14 protein-coding genes are annotated in these 14,160 nt (G+C 45.8%); 9 read left to right on the top strand and 5 right to left on the bottom strand.

Annotated features, from left to right (window positions below):
- Positions 1 to 2: 2 nt before the first annotated feature.
- From VC182_RS04365 to VC182_RS04355, 3 genes are read left to right on the top strand one after another with little or no spacing between them, the layout of a single operon-like run.
- The gene (locus VC182_RS04365; protein WP_216121146.1) at positions 3 to 989 is read left to right on the top strand and encodes a tripartite tricarboxylate transporter substrate binding protein BugE; all 987 of its coding nucleotides are present in this window, start codon (positions 3 to 5) and stop codon (positions 987 to 989) included.
- A gap of 29 nt (positions 990 to 1,018) precedes the next feature.
- Complete coding sequence (locus VC182_RS04360) at positions 1,019 to 1,804, top strand: SDR family oxidoreductase (RefSeq protein WP_323484604.1); 786 nt, start codon at positions 1,019 to 1,021, stop codon at positions 1,802 to 1,804.
- A complete protein-coding gene (locus tag VC182_RS04355; RefSeq protein WP_323484603.1) occupies positions 1,801 to 4,287 on the top strand; it encodes an ABC transporter permease in 2,487 nt (828 codons plus the stop codon). Before VC182_RS04360 ends, VC182_RS04355 begins: the two co-directional genes overlap by 4 nt.
- Positions 4,288 to 4,310: 23 nt before the next feature.
- Here the strand turns inward: VC182_RS04355 and VC182_RS04350 are convergent, their stop codons facing one another.
- From VC182_RS04350 to VC182_RS04335, 4 genes are read right to left on the bottom strand one after another with little or no spacing between them, the layout of a single operon-like run.
- Positions 4,311 to 4,847, bottom strand: coding sequence for an RDD family protein (locus VC182_RS04350; protein ID WP_216121141.1), 537 nt, complete (start codon positions 4,845 to 4,847; stop codon positions 4,311 to 4,313).
- A gap of 8 nt (positions 4,848 to 4,855) precedes the next feature.
- Positions 4,856 to 5,470, bottom strand: a complete 615-nt coding sequence (locus tag VC182_RS04345) for a DUF3106 domain-containing protein (protein WP_072582503.1) — start codon at positions 5,468 to 5,470, stop codon at positions 4,856 to 4,858.
- 14 nt (positions 5,471 to 5,484) lie between these two features.
- Positions 5,485 to 5,943, bottom strand: coding sequence for a DUF3619 family protein (locus VC182_RS04340; protein WP_072582502.1), 459 nt, complete (start codon positions 5,941 to 5,943; stop codon positions 5,485 to 5,487).
- The gene (locus VC182_RS04335; RefSeq protein ID WP_072582501.1) at positions 5,940 to 6,509 is read right to left on the bottom strand and encodes an RNA polymerase sigma factor; all 570 of its coding nucleotides are present in this window, start codon (positions 6,507 to 6,509) and stop codon (positions 5,940 to 5,942) included. The genes VC182_RS04340 and VC182_RS04335 overlap by 4 nt, the downstream gene beginning before the upstream one ends.
- A gap of 193 nt (positions 6,510 to 6,702) precedes the next feature.
- Between VC182_RS04335 and VC182_RS04330 the strand changes: the two genes are divergently transcribed.
- From VC182_RS04330 to VC182_RS04305, 6 genes are all read left to right on the top strand, one after another.
- Positions 6,703 to 8,490: an acetolactate synthase 3 catalytic subunit gene (locus tag VC182_RS04330; protein ID WP_072582500.1), complete on the top strand. Its 1,788-nt coding sequence runs from the start codon at positions 6,703 to 6,705 to the stop codon at positions 8,488 to 8,490.
- Positions 8,490 to 8,981: an acetolactate synthase small subunit gene (ilvN, locus tag VC182_RS04325; RefSeq protein ID WP_011902903.1), complete on the top strand. Its 492-nt coding sequence runs from the start codon at positions 8,490 to 8,492 to the stop codon at positions 8,979 to 8,981. The genes VC182_RS04330 and ilvN overlap by 1 nt, the downstream gene beginning before the upstream one ends.
- A 52-nt stretch (positions 8,982 to 9,033) precedes the next feature.
- Entirely contained in the window at positions 9,034 to 10,050 is a 1,017-nt protein-coding gene (ilvC, locus tag VC182_RS04320; RefSeq protein ID WP_046329933.1) for a ketol-acid reductoisomerase, read from the top strand.
- Between the two features lie 53 nt (positions 10,051 to 10,103).
- Positions 10,104 to 10,751 (top strand): phosphatidylserine decarboxylase, encoded by a 648-nt coding sequence (locus VC182_RS04315; RefSeq protein WP_215356902.1) that lies wholly within the window; start codon positions 10,104 to 10,106, stop codon positions 10,749 to 10,751.
- Between the two features lie 28 nt (positions 10,752 to 10,779).
- Complete coding sequence (gene pssA / locus VC182_RS04310) at positions 10,780 to 11,643, top strand: CDP-diacylglycerol--serine O-phosphatidyltransferase (RefSeq protein WP_216121133.1); 864 nt, start codon at positions 10,780 to 10,782, stop codon at positions 11,641 to 11,643.
- Positions 11,644 to 11,873: 230 nt separating this feature from the next.
- Positions 11,874 to 13,421, top strand: a complete 1,548-nt coding sequence (locus tag VC182_RS04305; RefSeq protein WP_323484602.1) for a 2-isopropylmalate synthase — start codon at positions 11,874 to 11,876, stop codon at positions 13,419 to 13,421.
- A 24-nt stretch (positions 13,422 to 13,445) separates the two neighbouring features.
- Here VC182_RS04305 and VC182_RS04300 read toward each other — a convergent pair whose 3' ends face one another.
- Complete coding sequence (locus tag VC182_RS04300) at positions 13,446 to 14,042, bottom strand: YSC84-related protein (RefSeq protein ID WP_323484601.1); 597 nt, start codon at positions 14,040 to 14,042, stop codon at positions 13,446 to 13,448.
- Positions 14,043 to 14,160 lie beyond the last annotated feature (118 nt).

Below are 14,160 nucleotides of genomic sequence, written 5' to 3'. Positions count from 1 at the left end.
TTATGAAATCCACTTCAGTAAGTATTATTAAATTCGTTGGCGCAACATTACTGATTGCCGTAAGTTCACTTACTGCGGTCCAAGCAGAAACTTTCCCTAATAAGCCTATTCGCTTAATCGTTCCATTTGCACCCGGTGGAAGTACAGACATCATTGCACGAGCCGTTGGTGATGCTTTGGGTCGTCAGTTAGGTCAACCGGTGATTGTCGAGAATAAAGCGGGCGGTGGTGGTTCTATTGGCGCGTTGGAAGTGATGCGCTCACCAAAAGATGGTTACACCATTGGTATGGCTACCGTTTCCACCACAGCAGCCAATCCAGCGATTAATCCAAAGATTGGCTACGATCCTGTTACGGACTTCACGGCCATCAGCAATATTGCTGCGACACCAAATATCGTTGCAGTAAATCCATCATTCCCGGCAAAGGATTTCAAAACTTTTATGCAGGTTTTGAAGGCTAACCCTGGAAAATATTCTTATTCTAGCTCTGGCACTGGTGGTATTGGCCACCTTCAAACTGAACTTTTTAAGAGTTTGACTGGGGTATTTATTGTGCACATTCCTTATCGTGGAGCTGGTCCCGCATTGGCCGATACAGTGGGCGGTCAGGTTTCGATGATCTTTGACAACTTGCCATCGTCCTTACCTTTCATTAAAGACGGTAAGCTAGTGCCGATTGTGGTGGCTGCACCTAAGCGCTTGGCTCAATTACCGAATGTACCTACTTTTGCTGAAGTGGGTTTAGCGCCAGTTAATCGGATGGCTTATTACGGTCTATTGGGACCCGCAGGAATGCCAAAAGATATCGTAGATAAATATACGGCTGCTTTACAAAAAGTAGTGACCGATCCTGCGGTTAAGAAGCGTATTGAAGATACTGGCTCAATCATCAATGTGAATGGTTCTGAGGCGTTTACAAAAGAAATTAAAGCCGAGTACACCGTTTACAAAGAGGTAGTTGCCAAGCAGAAATTGCAGTTAGATTAAAAATATAAAAATCAGTTTTTGGAGACGAGATGGACTTAGGATTAAAAGGTAAGGTTGCATTGGTCATGGCGTCTAGCCGTGGCTTGGGTCAGGCAATGGCTGTGTCATTGGCTAAAGAGGGCGTAAAGGTAGCCGTTACCGGTAGAAATGCTGAGGGTTTGAGTGAATCCGTAAGATTGATAGAGGCGGAAGGCGGACAGGCTTTGGCACTGAATTGGGATCTATCCGATTCTTCTGTGATTGATAGCTTGGTATCAAAAGTGGAGCAGGAGCTTGGCCCCATCGATATTCTGATTAATAACACTGGTGGACCACCGCCAACACCAGCAGCCGGTCAAGATCCCGCGCTCTGGCAAAAGAGTTTTAACGATATGGTTTTATCGCTCATTGCCATTACAGATCGTGTATTGCCCGGCATGCGCGAGCGCAAGTGGGGCCGCATTATTACCAGCACCACTTCAGGCGCAATTGCGCCGATTAAAAATCTAGCCATTTCCAATACCTTACGCGCGGCATTGCTGGCGTGGTCTAAAACATTGGCTGCAGAAGTAGCTGCTGAAGGTATTACTGTTAACGTCATCATGCCTGGAAGAATTGCAACAGCTCGTCTGCGTCAGTTAGATGAAGCGCGCGCAAAGCGGGAAGGCACCAGCTATGAAGATGTTGTTAAAGCTAGCTTAAGACAAATTCCAATGGGTAGATATGGCGATCCCAAGGAGTATGGCGATGCCGCTGCATTTTTAGCCAGCCAAAATGCATCATTCATTACTGGTACCGTCATGCGTATTGATGGCGGGCAAATACAGGCAATTTGATTAAATCATTACTTCGTTTCTTGGGTGGTTTGAGACGTGATTTACGTTCAAGCGAGTTAGCTTGGCTATTCGTTGCCTTAACTCTTTCGGTAACAGCGTTATCTAGTGTCACTTTTTTAGCAGATCGAATGCAAAGGGCTTTTGCATTCGATGCCCGCCAACTCTTAGCTTCGGACTTGCTGATCGTTTCTGACCAGCCTTTACCCAATCTCTTTTTAGATGAGGCAAAGAGCAGGGGCCTACAGCTAGCTCAGACGATCGTGTTTCCGAGCATGGCAACTGTGGGCTCACATAGCAAACTCGCTTCACTTAAGGCGGTAAGCCCTCAATATCCTTTGCGTGGCGCTTTGCAGGTTCAATCCAAGGCCCAAGACAAGGCATTCAGTACTGGGCCCGCCCAAGGATCTGTTTGGGTTGATCCTGCAATGTTGGCGAGCTTGCATGCAAAGGAAGGTGATTCGATTCAGCTTGGTCAAAAAGTCTTTGTGATCGGTGGAATTTTAGAGCGCGAACTCGATCGTGGGGCAGGGTTCATGAACTTTGCCCCTCGAGTCATGATGTCAATCGCTGATCTCAGTGAGACCGGTCTCATCGGCCTTGGTAGCAGGGTGACCTATCGATTGTTATTGGCAGGTTCTGATAAGCAAATCCATTCTTATAGTGAATGGGCAAGTCAATATATTGAATCCGAGAGCATTAAGGGTGTTCGCATTGAAACTTTAGAGAATGCACAACCCTTGATGCGCAAAACACTTGAACGCGCAGATCGTTTTCTCTCCTTGATTGCTTTATTAACTGCGATGGTATCTGCGGTTGCCATTGCTTTATCGGCTCATCGCTATACCCGCAAACAGGCAAATACCTGTGCTGTTCTGAAATGCCTTGGAGCCAGCTCCACCATGATCCTTAGGCAACAAGGGCAGACTCTTTTAGCGCTTGGCTTCATAGCCGCATTGATGGGCTCTATTTTGGGTTACCTTGGCCAATATGTATTAACTCTTCTTTTGGGTAATCTAGTCTTAACAGAATTGCCCCCCGTCTCTTTTGGGCCAGTTCTTTGGAGTGTGCTGGTGGCCTGGTTTTTATTGTTTGGTTTTGCTGGCCCGGCAATGTTCAGTTTGGTAAAGGTATCCCCAATCAGATTGATTAGAAAAGAATTTGATGGCCTCGGCATCCCTACTATTTGGACTGCTCTATGTGGATTAACTGCGGCGGTGATATTGATCATGCTTGCGGCACGCGATTGGAAGCTAGCGTTATGGACATGCCTAAGTTTTGGGCTTGCTATTCTGATTTTTGCCTCTGTATCTTGGGGTATCTTAAAGTTTCTTTGCAGGATACGCACCCAAGGTTTTTCTCTAGGATTTGTTATTCTTGCTCAAGGCAGAAGAACAGGTCTTGCAGTGGTGCAAATTACAGCGCTCGGTATTGCTTTGATGGCGCTCTTATTGGTACTGCTCTTGCGAGCTGATTTCTTAAGCGCCTGGCAAGGCAATATACCGAGTGATGCGCCTAATCGCTTCATGATTAATGTTCAAGGCGATCAGAAGCGGGGGCTTACAGAGTCTCTTCAGAATGCAGGCGTTTCGGCTCCGCAGTTTTATCCAATGGTACGTGGCCGCTTGATTGAGGTGAATGGCAAAGACATCACGCCTAACGACTACGTAGAAGAAAATGCAAAGCGTTTAATCGATCGAGAGTTCAATTTATCCTATACAGATCAATTGCCATCAGGTAATCAAATCCTAACGGGTAAGTGGATTGAGGGCGATGCGCCCCAGATTTCCATGGAAGCTGGCATCGCCAAAACCTTGAAATTGAAATTGGGCGATCAGTTAACCTTTGAGGTTGCCGGAGAAAAAATTGTTGCCCCAATTACTTCTTTGCGAAAGCTTGACTGGGGATCGATGCGCGTGAACTTTTTCGTGATCATGCCGCCTGCTCAGTTGCAATCATTTCCGCAATCTTGGATTACCTCTTACTACCAATCGCCCAAACAAGAATCTTTGGATTTTGATCTAAGCCAGGCCTATCCTAATTTAACTATTGTGGATGTTTCAGCCTCGCTGCAACAAATACAGGAAATATTGAATAAGCTTTCCTCAGTATTGGCTTTGCTATTGGCATTTACGATTGCAGCAGCGTTCTTGGTTTTAATGTCAGCGATCGCAGCTACTCAAGATGAGCGTTACAAAAATGCAGCCCTATTAAAGGCTTTGGGAGCCTCTCGAAATACCTTAGCTCAGATTGCGAATATTGAATTAGTCATGATTGGCTTGATAGCAGGGTTGCTAGCAGGCGTAGCCTCTGGTGCTGCAGCTTGGGCTTTAGGCTATTTCGTGATGGAGGTTCCATTTAATGCCTTTGGAGGGGCCTTATTCATGGGTGTCGCATTTGGAATTAGCGCTTGCCTTGCTTCTGGATATCGCTTTCAGAGAAGAATTCAGAAGGCAACTGCAGTGGAATGTTTACGAGAAGCTTGAGTTAGAAAATCAAGACGCAGCTCTTAATTCAAGGTAACGAGGTTTTTGGGGAGCTCAACCAATCGTGTGCCAGCGAAGCGGTCTGGAAGGCTTTGTCGATATAGAAAACTCTGACGATCTAAATAGATGCTGAGTGGCCAAATTAACAAGGCTACAGTGAATAGCATTTCAATAATTTGCCATCTCTCCAAATGAAATGCCCATTGCAATAGCATGCAAGGAATAAGCCAGAGCGAACCATAGACATAACGCCAAAAGGCTTGTTGTTTAGTGAGATTGAAACCGCCGCGCCCAACAAGGCGAACCCGCCATGTTTGCATGGCGAGAGTTTGACCAGATTTAGTCCAGTACCAAACAAAATAAATCCCCAGTACAGCATAGAGATATAAAAATGTTAGCCAGCTGGGTAATGAGATGCCAAATAGCATACCTAAGCCCAGATTAGGGACTAGAAAAGTAAAGGCAATGACGCCAAGCAATACAAGCTGTTCATAGAGGCAGCAAGACACTCGTCGCCAAAATTGAGGTGAGGGTAAGGCGTCTAATTCAGCAGGTGTCATGCGACCGCTTAATAAGGGGAGCCGGCTTCTGCATTAGAACCGGCACCATCTGCTGGCGCAGGTGCGCTCGGAGCAATGACGGCGGCGGGAAGAGCAGCCTTAGGTGAAATAGGATGTTGCTGAAGTGTTGGGGCATTGGCGGCAGTAGGCTTTTTCTTGAGCTCAGATTCAGCCAACTTTTTCTTTTGCTCATCACTCAGTTTTTGGTAGGCATACCATGCCTCCGCTTTTTTCTCTGCAGGGAATTTGAGGCTGGTGAGGTAGTTTTCCCGAGCAATGCGACGATCCTTCTGCGAAAGATTGGACCAGCTTGTCATGCGAGACTGAAGGCGCTCTTGATCTTGTGCGCTCATCTTAGGGTAAATGTTAGCTACCTGAATCCATTTTTTGCGACTATCAGGCAGCATGTAATCCCAGTCGCTTTCTAGGGGTGCAAGAATTTTCTGTTGCGCTGGCTTTAAACCATCCCAAGTGCCATCAGGTTTCTTTTCAGGAATGGCCGTAGCCTTTCCATGTGGAGCGCTAGGCGCTCCTTGTGCTAGTGCTGGACTCACCTGGGCGGCGCAGAAAAATGCCAACAGGGCAGCGCAAAAAACTTGACCTGTTCTAGTTCTCATAGACATCAAACGAGGCAAGATTATTTGCTGCGTAATAAGTCGGATTGGCTATCAGATTCGGAGAGAGGGCCGTTTTTGAGGAAGGCCATAAATCCACTGTCTGCATATGCATCAGGAGGCACATCATCAGACAAAAGAGCGGCATCCACTTCGGCGATGTCATTAATACGAGAATCATCTTGCCATTGGGCAATGCCAATCAGGCCAAATACAAGGACTACTAGCGGAGCAATCCAGCCAACGCTATCCCAAAGGCCATTAGATCCAGAGGTCAAATTACGCGACGAACCAGCTAATACTTGCTTCTGAATGCGGATTTTTTCAGGTTTTCTAACAGAAAGGGCCTTCATACGTGCTGCATATAGGCGATCTTTCAGATGCTTGGGAATGCTCTGAGTACCTTGACGAAGCAGGGCAGCGCTAGCCTGGCCAAATTGGTCGACTTGGGTCTGGGTAAATTGGTCATCAAAGTGTTTCACAGCGTAATTCCTTTTAATTTCAATGCTTTAGCTAATGTCTGGGTGGCTCTAGAACAGTGCGTTTTGACGCTTCCTTCGCTACAACTCATTGCTTTGGCCGTCTCAGTAATGCTTAGCTCATCCCAATAACGCATCAGGAAGGCTTCTCGTTGACGTACAGGCAATTTAGATATTTCTGACTCAAGGGCCTGTAAAAGCTGACTTTTTTCAAGCTTTTGAGCCCCATCTTGGTGAATTTCACTGTCATCAGGGGCTGAAAGGGACTCCAAAGGGTCAAAATCATCGCTTTCATCGGTCTTTTTGCCCATGTTGGAAAACAAGGTGACCCAGGTATTTCTAACCTTTTGCCTTCTAAACCAATCATGAATGCGATTTTGCAGAATTCTGGTGAATACCAGGGGAAGTTCTCCTGCTGGTCTATCACCGTATTTCTCGGCTAATTTGATCATGGCATCTTGCACGATATCCATCGCAGCATCGTCATCACGCACGGCGTAGACCGCCTGCTTAAAAGCACGCTGCTCAACACTACTGAGAAAGTCGGATAGTTCTTGGGCTGATGCCATGCAATGGATTAGACCTGAATCTGTAAGAATTGAGTCATTTTAGGGGATTGCTATAGAATATAGGGCTTACTACCTAGAATCTCATTCAAGAAGTGGTTTTTTCCGGTAGCAGCGCCGTTCGAACTCAGGCCAAAAGCAAGAGATAGAACAGACCAAACAATTTTTTGCCGAAAATTGCAAAGGACGAAAGAAAATGAATACAAGCAGCGCCGAATTTTTAGCTACTAAAGCTAACAAAGACACAACAAATACAAATCTCGTAGAAGCGCCTCCAGAAATGATTGGTGCTGAAATGCTCGTGCATGCCCTGCACAAAGAGGGTGTTGAATTTGTCTGGGGTTACCCAGGCGGGTCCGTTCTCTTTATCTATGATGAAATTTTTAAACAAGATAAGTTCGAACATATTTTGGTTCGCCATGAGCAAGCAGCAGTTCATGCTGCCGATGGTTATGCGCGTGCAACTGGTAAGGTTGGCGTTGCACTAGTTACCTCTGGTCCTGGTGTTACCAATGCGGTGACCGGAATAGCAACCGCCTATACGGATTCGATCCCAATGGTGATCATCAGCGGTAACGTGCCAACGTACGCGATTGGTGAAGATGCTTTCCAAGAGGCTGATACCGTTGGTATTACTCGCCCAGTAGTGAAGCACAACTTCCTTGTGAAAGATGTTAAAGATCTTCCATTGGTTCTGAAGAAGGCTTTCCACATTGCACAGACAGGTCGCCCTGGTCCTGTATTGATTGATATTCCGAAGGACGTATCTGCAGCTAAAGGACCATTTGTCTATCCAGAGACTCTGGAAATGCGCTCCTACAACCCTGTTGTAAAGGGTCACAGCGGTCAGATTCGTAAAGCGGTGGCGTTACTGCAAGAGGCAGAGCGTCCATACATCTATACCGGTGGTGGCGTAATCCTTTCTGATGCTGCTCCAGAGCTCAAAGAGTTTGCCGACTTACTCGGTTATCCAGTTACCAATACCTTGATGGGCTTGGGTGGTTTCCCTGGCACAAGTCCTCAGTTCTTGGGTATGCTCGGCATGCACGGCACTTATGAAGCCAATATGGCGATGCAACACAGTGATGTGTTGATTGCCATTGGCGCTCGTTTTGATGACCGCGTGATCGGTAATACACAACACTTTGCAAGTCATCCGCGCAAGATTATTCATATTGATATTGATCCTTCCGTTATCTCGAAGCGTGTCAAAGTGGATGTTCCTATTGTTGGCAATCTCAAAGAAGTATTGGTAGAGATGACTGCGCAATTGAAAGCTGCTGGCCCACGCAAGAATGGTGACAAAGTTGCTGCTTGGTGGGATCAGATTAATGAGTGGCGTAAAAAAGATTGTTTAAAGTACGACGAAGCCTCACAAATTGTGAAGCCGCAGTATGTGGTTCAAAAGCTGTGGGAGCTCACTGGTGGTGATGCATTTATTACCTCAGACGTAGGTCAACATCAAATGTGGGCAGCACAGTTCTATAAGTTTGATCAGCCGCGTCGTTGGATTAACTCAGGTGGTCTGGGTACCATGGGCGTAGGATTGCCTTATGCCATGGGTATCAAGAAAGCATTTCCGGATAAGGATGTATTCGCCATTACTGGTGAAGGCTCTATTCAGATGTGTATTCAAGAGCTCTCTACCTGCAAGCAATACAACACTCCTGTCAAGATCGTATCCTTGAACAACCGTTACTTAGGTATGGTTCGCCAGTGGCAAGAGCTCACCTATAACAAACGTTATTCCAGCTCATACATGGATTCTTTGCCTGACTTTGTGAAGTTGGCAGAGGCCTATGGTCACGTTGGTATGCGTATCGAGAAAAAATCCGATGTTGAGGGTGCGCTTAAAGAGGCAATTCGCTTAAAAGATCGTACGGTGTTTATGGATTTCCAGACTGACCCAGAAGAAAACGTTTGGCCTATGGTTCAAGCAGGCAAGGGTATTACTGAAATGCTTTTGGGTAGCGAGGATCTCTAATGCGACATATTATTTCTGTACTCATTGAGAACGAGCCGGGTGCCTTATCGCGTGTAGTGGGTTTATTTTCTGCGCGCGGTTACAACATTGACACTTTGAGTGTTGCGCCTACTGAAGACCCATCTTTATCTCGCATGACGATCGTCACATTTGGTTCTGATGACGTCATTGAGCAAATTACTAAGCACTTAAACCGTTTGGTTGAAGTGGTGAAGGTATTTGATTTAAGTGAAGGTCCACATATTGAGCGTGAGCTCATGATGATTAAAGTGCGCGCTGTTGGTAAAGAGCGCGAGGAGCTCAAACGTACTACCGATATCTTCCGCGGTCGCATCATTGATGTGACTGACAAGAGTTACACCATTGAGTTAACGGGTGATGGTGCCAAGTTGGATGCCTTTATTGATTCGATTGATCGCGCTTCGATTCTCGAAACTGTCCGTTCGGGCGGTTCTGGAATTGGTCGCGGTGAACGCATCCTCAAGGTTTAATTTTTTTTAACTGATTACTGCATTAATTACATTTTCAATACAAGGAAAGAGCATGAAAGTTTTTTACGATAAAGACGCTGATTTGTCCCTCATTAAGGGCAAGAAAGTCACCATCATTGGTTATGGTTCACAGGGTCACGCACACGCATTGAATCTGAAGGATTCCGGCTGTAACGTTACTGTTGGTTTGCGTAAAGATGGCGCTTCCTGGAGTAAGGCTGCGAATGCTGGCTTGACAGTAAAAGAAGTTGGTGAAGCAGTTAAAGACGCAGACGTAGTCATGATGCTCTTGCCCGATGAGCAAATTGCTGATGTTTACAGCAAAGAAGTTCACGGCAACATCAAGCAGGGAGCTGCATTGGCGTTTGCTCATGGATTTAACGTTCACTACGGTCAAGTGCAGCCACGTGCTGACTTAGATGTGATCATGATTGCCCCTAAGGCTCCTGGTCATACAGTTCGCGGCACATACGCTCAAGGTGGCGGTGTTCCTCATTTGATCGCTGTTTATCAAGATAAGTCTGGCTCCGCTCGTGATGTTGCTTTGTCATACGCAACTGCAAACGGCGGCGGTCGTGCTGGCATCATTGAGACTAACTTCCGCGAAGAAACTGAAACTGACTTGTTCGGTGAGCAGGCTGTTCTTTGTGGCGGTGCGGTTGAATTGATCAAAGCCGGTTTTGAAACTTTGGTTGAGGCTGGTTATGCTCCTGAAATGGCTTACTTCGAGTGCTTGCATGAGCTCAAGTTGATTGTTGACTTGATCTACGAAGGTGGTATTGCCAATATGAACTATTCCATCTCTAACAATGCTGAGTACGGTGAGTACGTTACTGGCCCACGTGTTGTGACTGAAGACACTAAGAATGCAATGCGTCAGTGCTTGAAAGATATTCAGACCGGTGAGTACGCTAAGAGCTTTATCTTGGAAAACAAAGCAGGTGCGCCTACTTTGATTTCACGTCGTCGTTTGAACGCAGAACATGACATCGAAGTTGTTGGTGCTAAATTGCGCGCCATGATGCCTTGGATTGCTAAGAATAAGTTGGTTGACCAGACTAAGAACTAAGCTAAAAGCTAAGCATCTACTAATAGCAGTTCAATAAAAGGCTCAGAACAAAGATGATGTATCCGCACCCCATTATTGCGAAAGAAGGTTGGCCGTATTTAGCGTTAGTGGGGGCATTAACTTTGCTAGTTCACTATTTAGGTGGGATAGCTTGGTCATGGCCTCTTTGGATCATTTTTTTCTTTGTTCTGCAGTTCTTTCGTGACCCACAGCGTATTCCTGCTTTAGGTCGCGATCTTGTTTTATCTCCGGCGGATGGACGGATTGTTGTCGTTGAAAAAACTAATGATCCGTATGCTGGTCGTGAAGCGCTCAAAATCAGCGTATTCATGAACGTATTTAACGTGCACTCTAATCGTAGCGCGGTAAATGGCTTGGTGAAAGAGATTCAATACTTCCCCGGTAAATTTGTGAATGCAGATTTGGATAAAGCATCTACCGAGAACGAGCGAAATGCCGTTGTTATCGATGCCAATGGTCAAGTAGTTACTTTGGTCCAGGTTGCTGGCTTAATTGCCCGCCGTATTCTTTGCTACATTCATGTTGGCGATCGCCTCAAAGCAGGTGAGCGCTACGGATTTATTCGCTTTGGTTCACGAGTAGACATTTATTTGCCACTGACTGCAGAGCCGCTAGTGAGCGTTGGTGATAAAGTATTTGCAACAAATACAGCCTTGGCTCGTTTGCCTGGTTTGGATTGATTCGAAATATTATTCACTGGGATATTCTTTGACTACATTTCGCCGTCGTGGCCGTATTGACCGTAGCCGCCTCTCTCAGAAACGTCTTACTTCTTCACAAGATCAATGGGCTGAAGACTTAGGTGATGGTATTGATTACGAAGTAGAGGAGTTGCATCCTCAAAAGCCCCGCTTACGCAGCAAAGGCATCTATCTTCTTCCAAATGCTTTTACAACCGCAGCTTTGTTTTGTGGCTTTTATGCCATTGTGAACGCAATGAATCACCAGTTTGAGATTGCGGCAATTGCCATCTTCGCTTCAATGGTATTGGACGGCATGGATGGGCGTGTGGCCCGTATGACCAACACTCAAAGCGCTTTCGGTGAGCAGTACGATTCTCTTGCTGATATGGTCTCGTTTGGGGTTGCGCCTGCATTGGTCGCTTATGAATGGGCATTAAAAGATTTGGGTAAATGGGGGTGGTTAGCAGCATTCACATACTGTGCTGGTGCTGCCTTGCGTTTAGCCCGCTTTAATGTGAATACGGGCGTAGTGGATAAGAAGTTTTTTCAAGGACTGCCTAGTCCGGCTGCAGGTGCATTAATGGCCGGCTTTATTTGGTTGGCTGATGATAATAAGATTCCAGTTCGCGATACAGCAATCCCTTGGATTACCTTCTTTATCGCCGTCTATGCCGGACTGACTATGGTTTCTAATGCTCGCTTTTATAGTGGTAAGGCCTTGGATGTCCGTTACCGCGTGCCATTTGGTGTGATGGTTTTAATGATCTTGACTTTTGTCTTAATATCCTCAAACCCGCCATTAACGCTGTTTGGTTTATTCGTGATTTATTCCATCTCTGGCTATGTAATTTGGGCTTGGGAGCGTCTCAGCGGTAAACGTTTTGGCTAATTCCCTATTTTTGGGGTATATTAATTCCATGTTGATGAATTTCTCACCTTTATCTAGCCTCCTTCCGCTAGCACTAAGCCTAAAGCTTGGGGCGGGTAAGGCCTGAGTTAATGAGATAAACCAGATTCATTAACCACCACATACCAGCCCCAGCTAATTGCTGGGGTTTTTGTTTTATGAGATTAAGTTATCTGAAGAAGTAAAAAAGTGTTTAAAACCGGAGAGTAGTGATGATCGACAAAGTAATCGTATTTGATACCACCTTGCGTGATGGTGAGCAATCGCCGGGTGCATCCATGACTAAAGATGAAAAAGTACGCATTGCGCGTCAATTAGAGCGTCTTAAAGTAGATGTGATCGAGGCAGGTTTTGCTGCTAGCTCGGAGGGTGACTTCCAAGCTATATCAGCGGTTGCGGCCGCTGTTAAGGATTCTATTGTTTGTTCGTTGGCTAGAGCTAACGACAAGGACATCACACGAGCTGCCGATGCATTGCAAGCGGCAAATGCAAAACGTATACATGCATTCTTGGCAACAAGTCCATTGCATATGGCCGTTAAATTACGCATGTCTCCAGAAGAAGTTTTAGAACAGGCTAAACGCTCCATTCGTTTTGCACGTAACTTGGCCTCAGATATTGAGTTTTCAGCTGAAGATGGTTATCGCTCTGAAATGGATTTCTTGTGCAGAGTAGTTGAGGCGGTTATTAACGAAGGTGCATCTACTATCAATATTCCTGATACCGTAGGTTATGCCACTCCTGAGTTGTATGGAGAATTTATTAAGACTTTGCGAACCCGCGTGCCCAACTCCGATAAAGCGGTCTGGTCAGTGCATTGCCATAACGACTTGGGAATGGCAGTTGCCAATTCCTTGGCGGGTGTAAAGATTGGCGGAGCGCGTCAAATTGAGTGTACGATTAACGGCTTAGGCGAGCGTGCAGGTAATACCGCTTTAGAAGAAATTGTGATGGCTTTGCGCACACGTAAAGACTACTTTGATATGGTGTGCGGCATTGATGCAACACAAATTGTTCCAGCATCTAAATTGGTATCTCAGATCACCGGCTTTGTGGTCCAACCTAACAAGGCGGTCGTTGGTGCCAACGCCTTTGCGCATACTTCAGGCATTCATCAAGACGGTATTTTGAAGAACCGCGACACCTATGAAATCATGCGCGCAGAAGATGTGGGTTGGTCTGCTAATAAGATTGTTTTGGGTAAGTTATCTGGCCGGAATGCCTTTAAGCAGCGCTTGCAAGAATTGGGAATCACCGTTGAAGCCGAGGCTGAATTGAATGAAGCCTTCGCCAGATTTAAATCATTGGCTGACCAAAAGTCTGAGATATTTGATGAAGATATTATTGCAATCATGTCTGATTCTGCTGCTGCAGAAGAGGGTGAGCACTATAAATTTATTTCCTTAAGCCAGCACTCTGAAACTGGCGAGCGCCCTAAATCTCGCGTGACTTTTCGCATGGGTGATAAAGAGATGTGCTCTGAAGCAGTAGGTAATGGTCCAGTAGATGCGAGTTTGAATGCAATTGAAGAAATTGCGAAGAGTGGGGCAGAGCAGTTGCTCTATTCTGTCAATGCCATTACATCAGGTACGCAGTCTCAAGGTGAGGTGACAGTACGCTTGGCAAAAGGCGGTCGTATTGTGAATGGCGTAGGCACAGACCCAGACATCATTGCTGCTTCTGCAAAAGCCTATTTATCTGCTTTGAACAAATTGCATGATCCGAGTCAGGCCAAGCTCAATGCACAGATGACTCCTTAATCATTGAGTCATCTGCAAAGAGATTTACTTATTTAAGTCAGTGTTTTTATAGTACTTGGTGCCTTTGCCGGTGATTTCAGCGGCAATGCCAGAGTCTGTCAATTGGTACATTAAAACTCCCGGGGCAACTACGGTTGCATCCTGGTATGCGCCGCCATCTTTTTCGTATTTCGCAGCAGCGGTTACCTGGCCACCGAAAGTCCAGCCTGAGTTAATAAAGTCATTCATAGCCGTTTCAGTTTCAAATACAAAAATATTTTGGAATGATTTAATGCCCAGGCCCAAGCCAGCCTGAACTTCAGCCATATTCATGTAGACGGGCTTCTTGTTTGCTTTGTTAATCACAACGCCGCTACCAGTTCCGCCTCCTGCAATTAGAATTTTCATGCCGAAGTTACTAAAGGTCGCATAACCTACTGACTTTTCAATGAGATCCTTCGCTTTTGGCTGCGCCTCATAAAGTTGCTTCAGAATTGCTTGGTTTTTAATCAAAATGTCCTGGCGTTGCTCTGCAACCGTTTTATCTTGCCCAAAAAAGGATCCAAACTGGGCATGGGCGGGCTGAAAAAGTCCGAATCCGAGGCAGAGAAATCCAATAAGTGAGCGATGTAGTAAGGGCATATTTTATAAGTTATTGATTAATATGGGAAAAGTGTATTTATTTGCCTAAATATAAGCCTACAGCATAACAACTTCCACGGGGGAATCCGGTAAATACGTGCCGGCTCTGCTACAATTC

Origin of the sequence: Polynucleobacter sp. AP-Nickl1-40-C4, from assembly GCF_035012665.1 — a bacterium.
In the GTDB taxonomy this organism is placed as follows: Bacteria; Pseudomonadota; Gammaproteobacteria; order Burkholderiales; family Burkholderiaceae; genus Polynucleobacter.
The sequence above is the reverse complement of the archived record's forward strand: the minus strand, read 5'-3'. Positions and strand labels throughout refer to the sequence as shown.

Coding starts and splice junctions, on each gene's coding strand:
- VC182_RS04365 (WP_216121146.1), top strand. CDS start 3: ATGAAATCCACTTCAGTAAGTATTATTAAATTCGTTGGCGCAACATTA.
- VC182_RS04360 (WP_323484604.1), top strand. CDS start 1,019: ATGGACTTAGGATTAAAAGGTAAGGTTGCATTGGTCATGGCGTCTAGC.
- VC182_RS04350 (WP_216121141.1), bottom strand. CDS start 4,847: ATGACACCTGCTGAATTAGACGCCTTACCCTCACCTCAATTTTGGCGA.
- VC182_RS04345 (WP_072582503.1), bottom strand. CDS start 5,470: ATGTCTATGAGAACTAGAACAGGTCAAGTTTTTTGCGCTGCCCTGTTG.
- VC182_RS04335 (WP_072582501.1), bottom strand. CDS start 6,509: ATGGCATCAGCCCAAGAACTATCCGACTTTCTCAGTAGTGTTGAGCAG.
- VC182_RS04330 (WP_072582500.1), top strand. CDS start 6,703: ATGAATACAAGCAGCGCCGAATTTTTAGCTACTAAAGCTAACAAAGAC.
- ilvN (WP_011902903.1), top strand. CDS start 8,490: ATGCGACATATTATTTCTGTACTCATTGAGAACGAGCCGGGTGCCTTA.
- ilvC (WP_046329933.1), top strand. CDS start 9,034: ATGAAAGTTTTTTACGATAAAGACGCTGATTTGTCCCTCATTAAGGGC.
- VC182_RS04315 (WP_215356902.1), top strand. CDS start 10,104: ATGATGTATCCGCACCCCATTATTGCGAAAGAAGGTTGGCCGTATTTA.
- VC182_RS04305 (WP_323484602.1), top strand. CDS start 11,874: ATGATCGACAAAGTAATCGTATTTGATACCACCTTGCGTGATGGTGAG.
- VC182_RS04300 (WP_323484601.1), bottom strand. CDS start 14,042: ATGCCCTTACTACATCGCTCACTTATTGGATTTCTCTGCCTCGGATTC.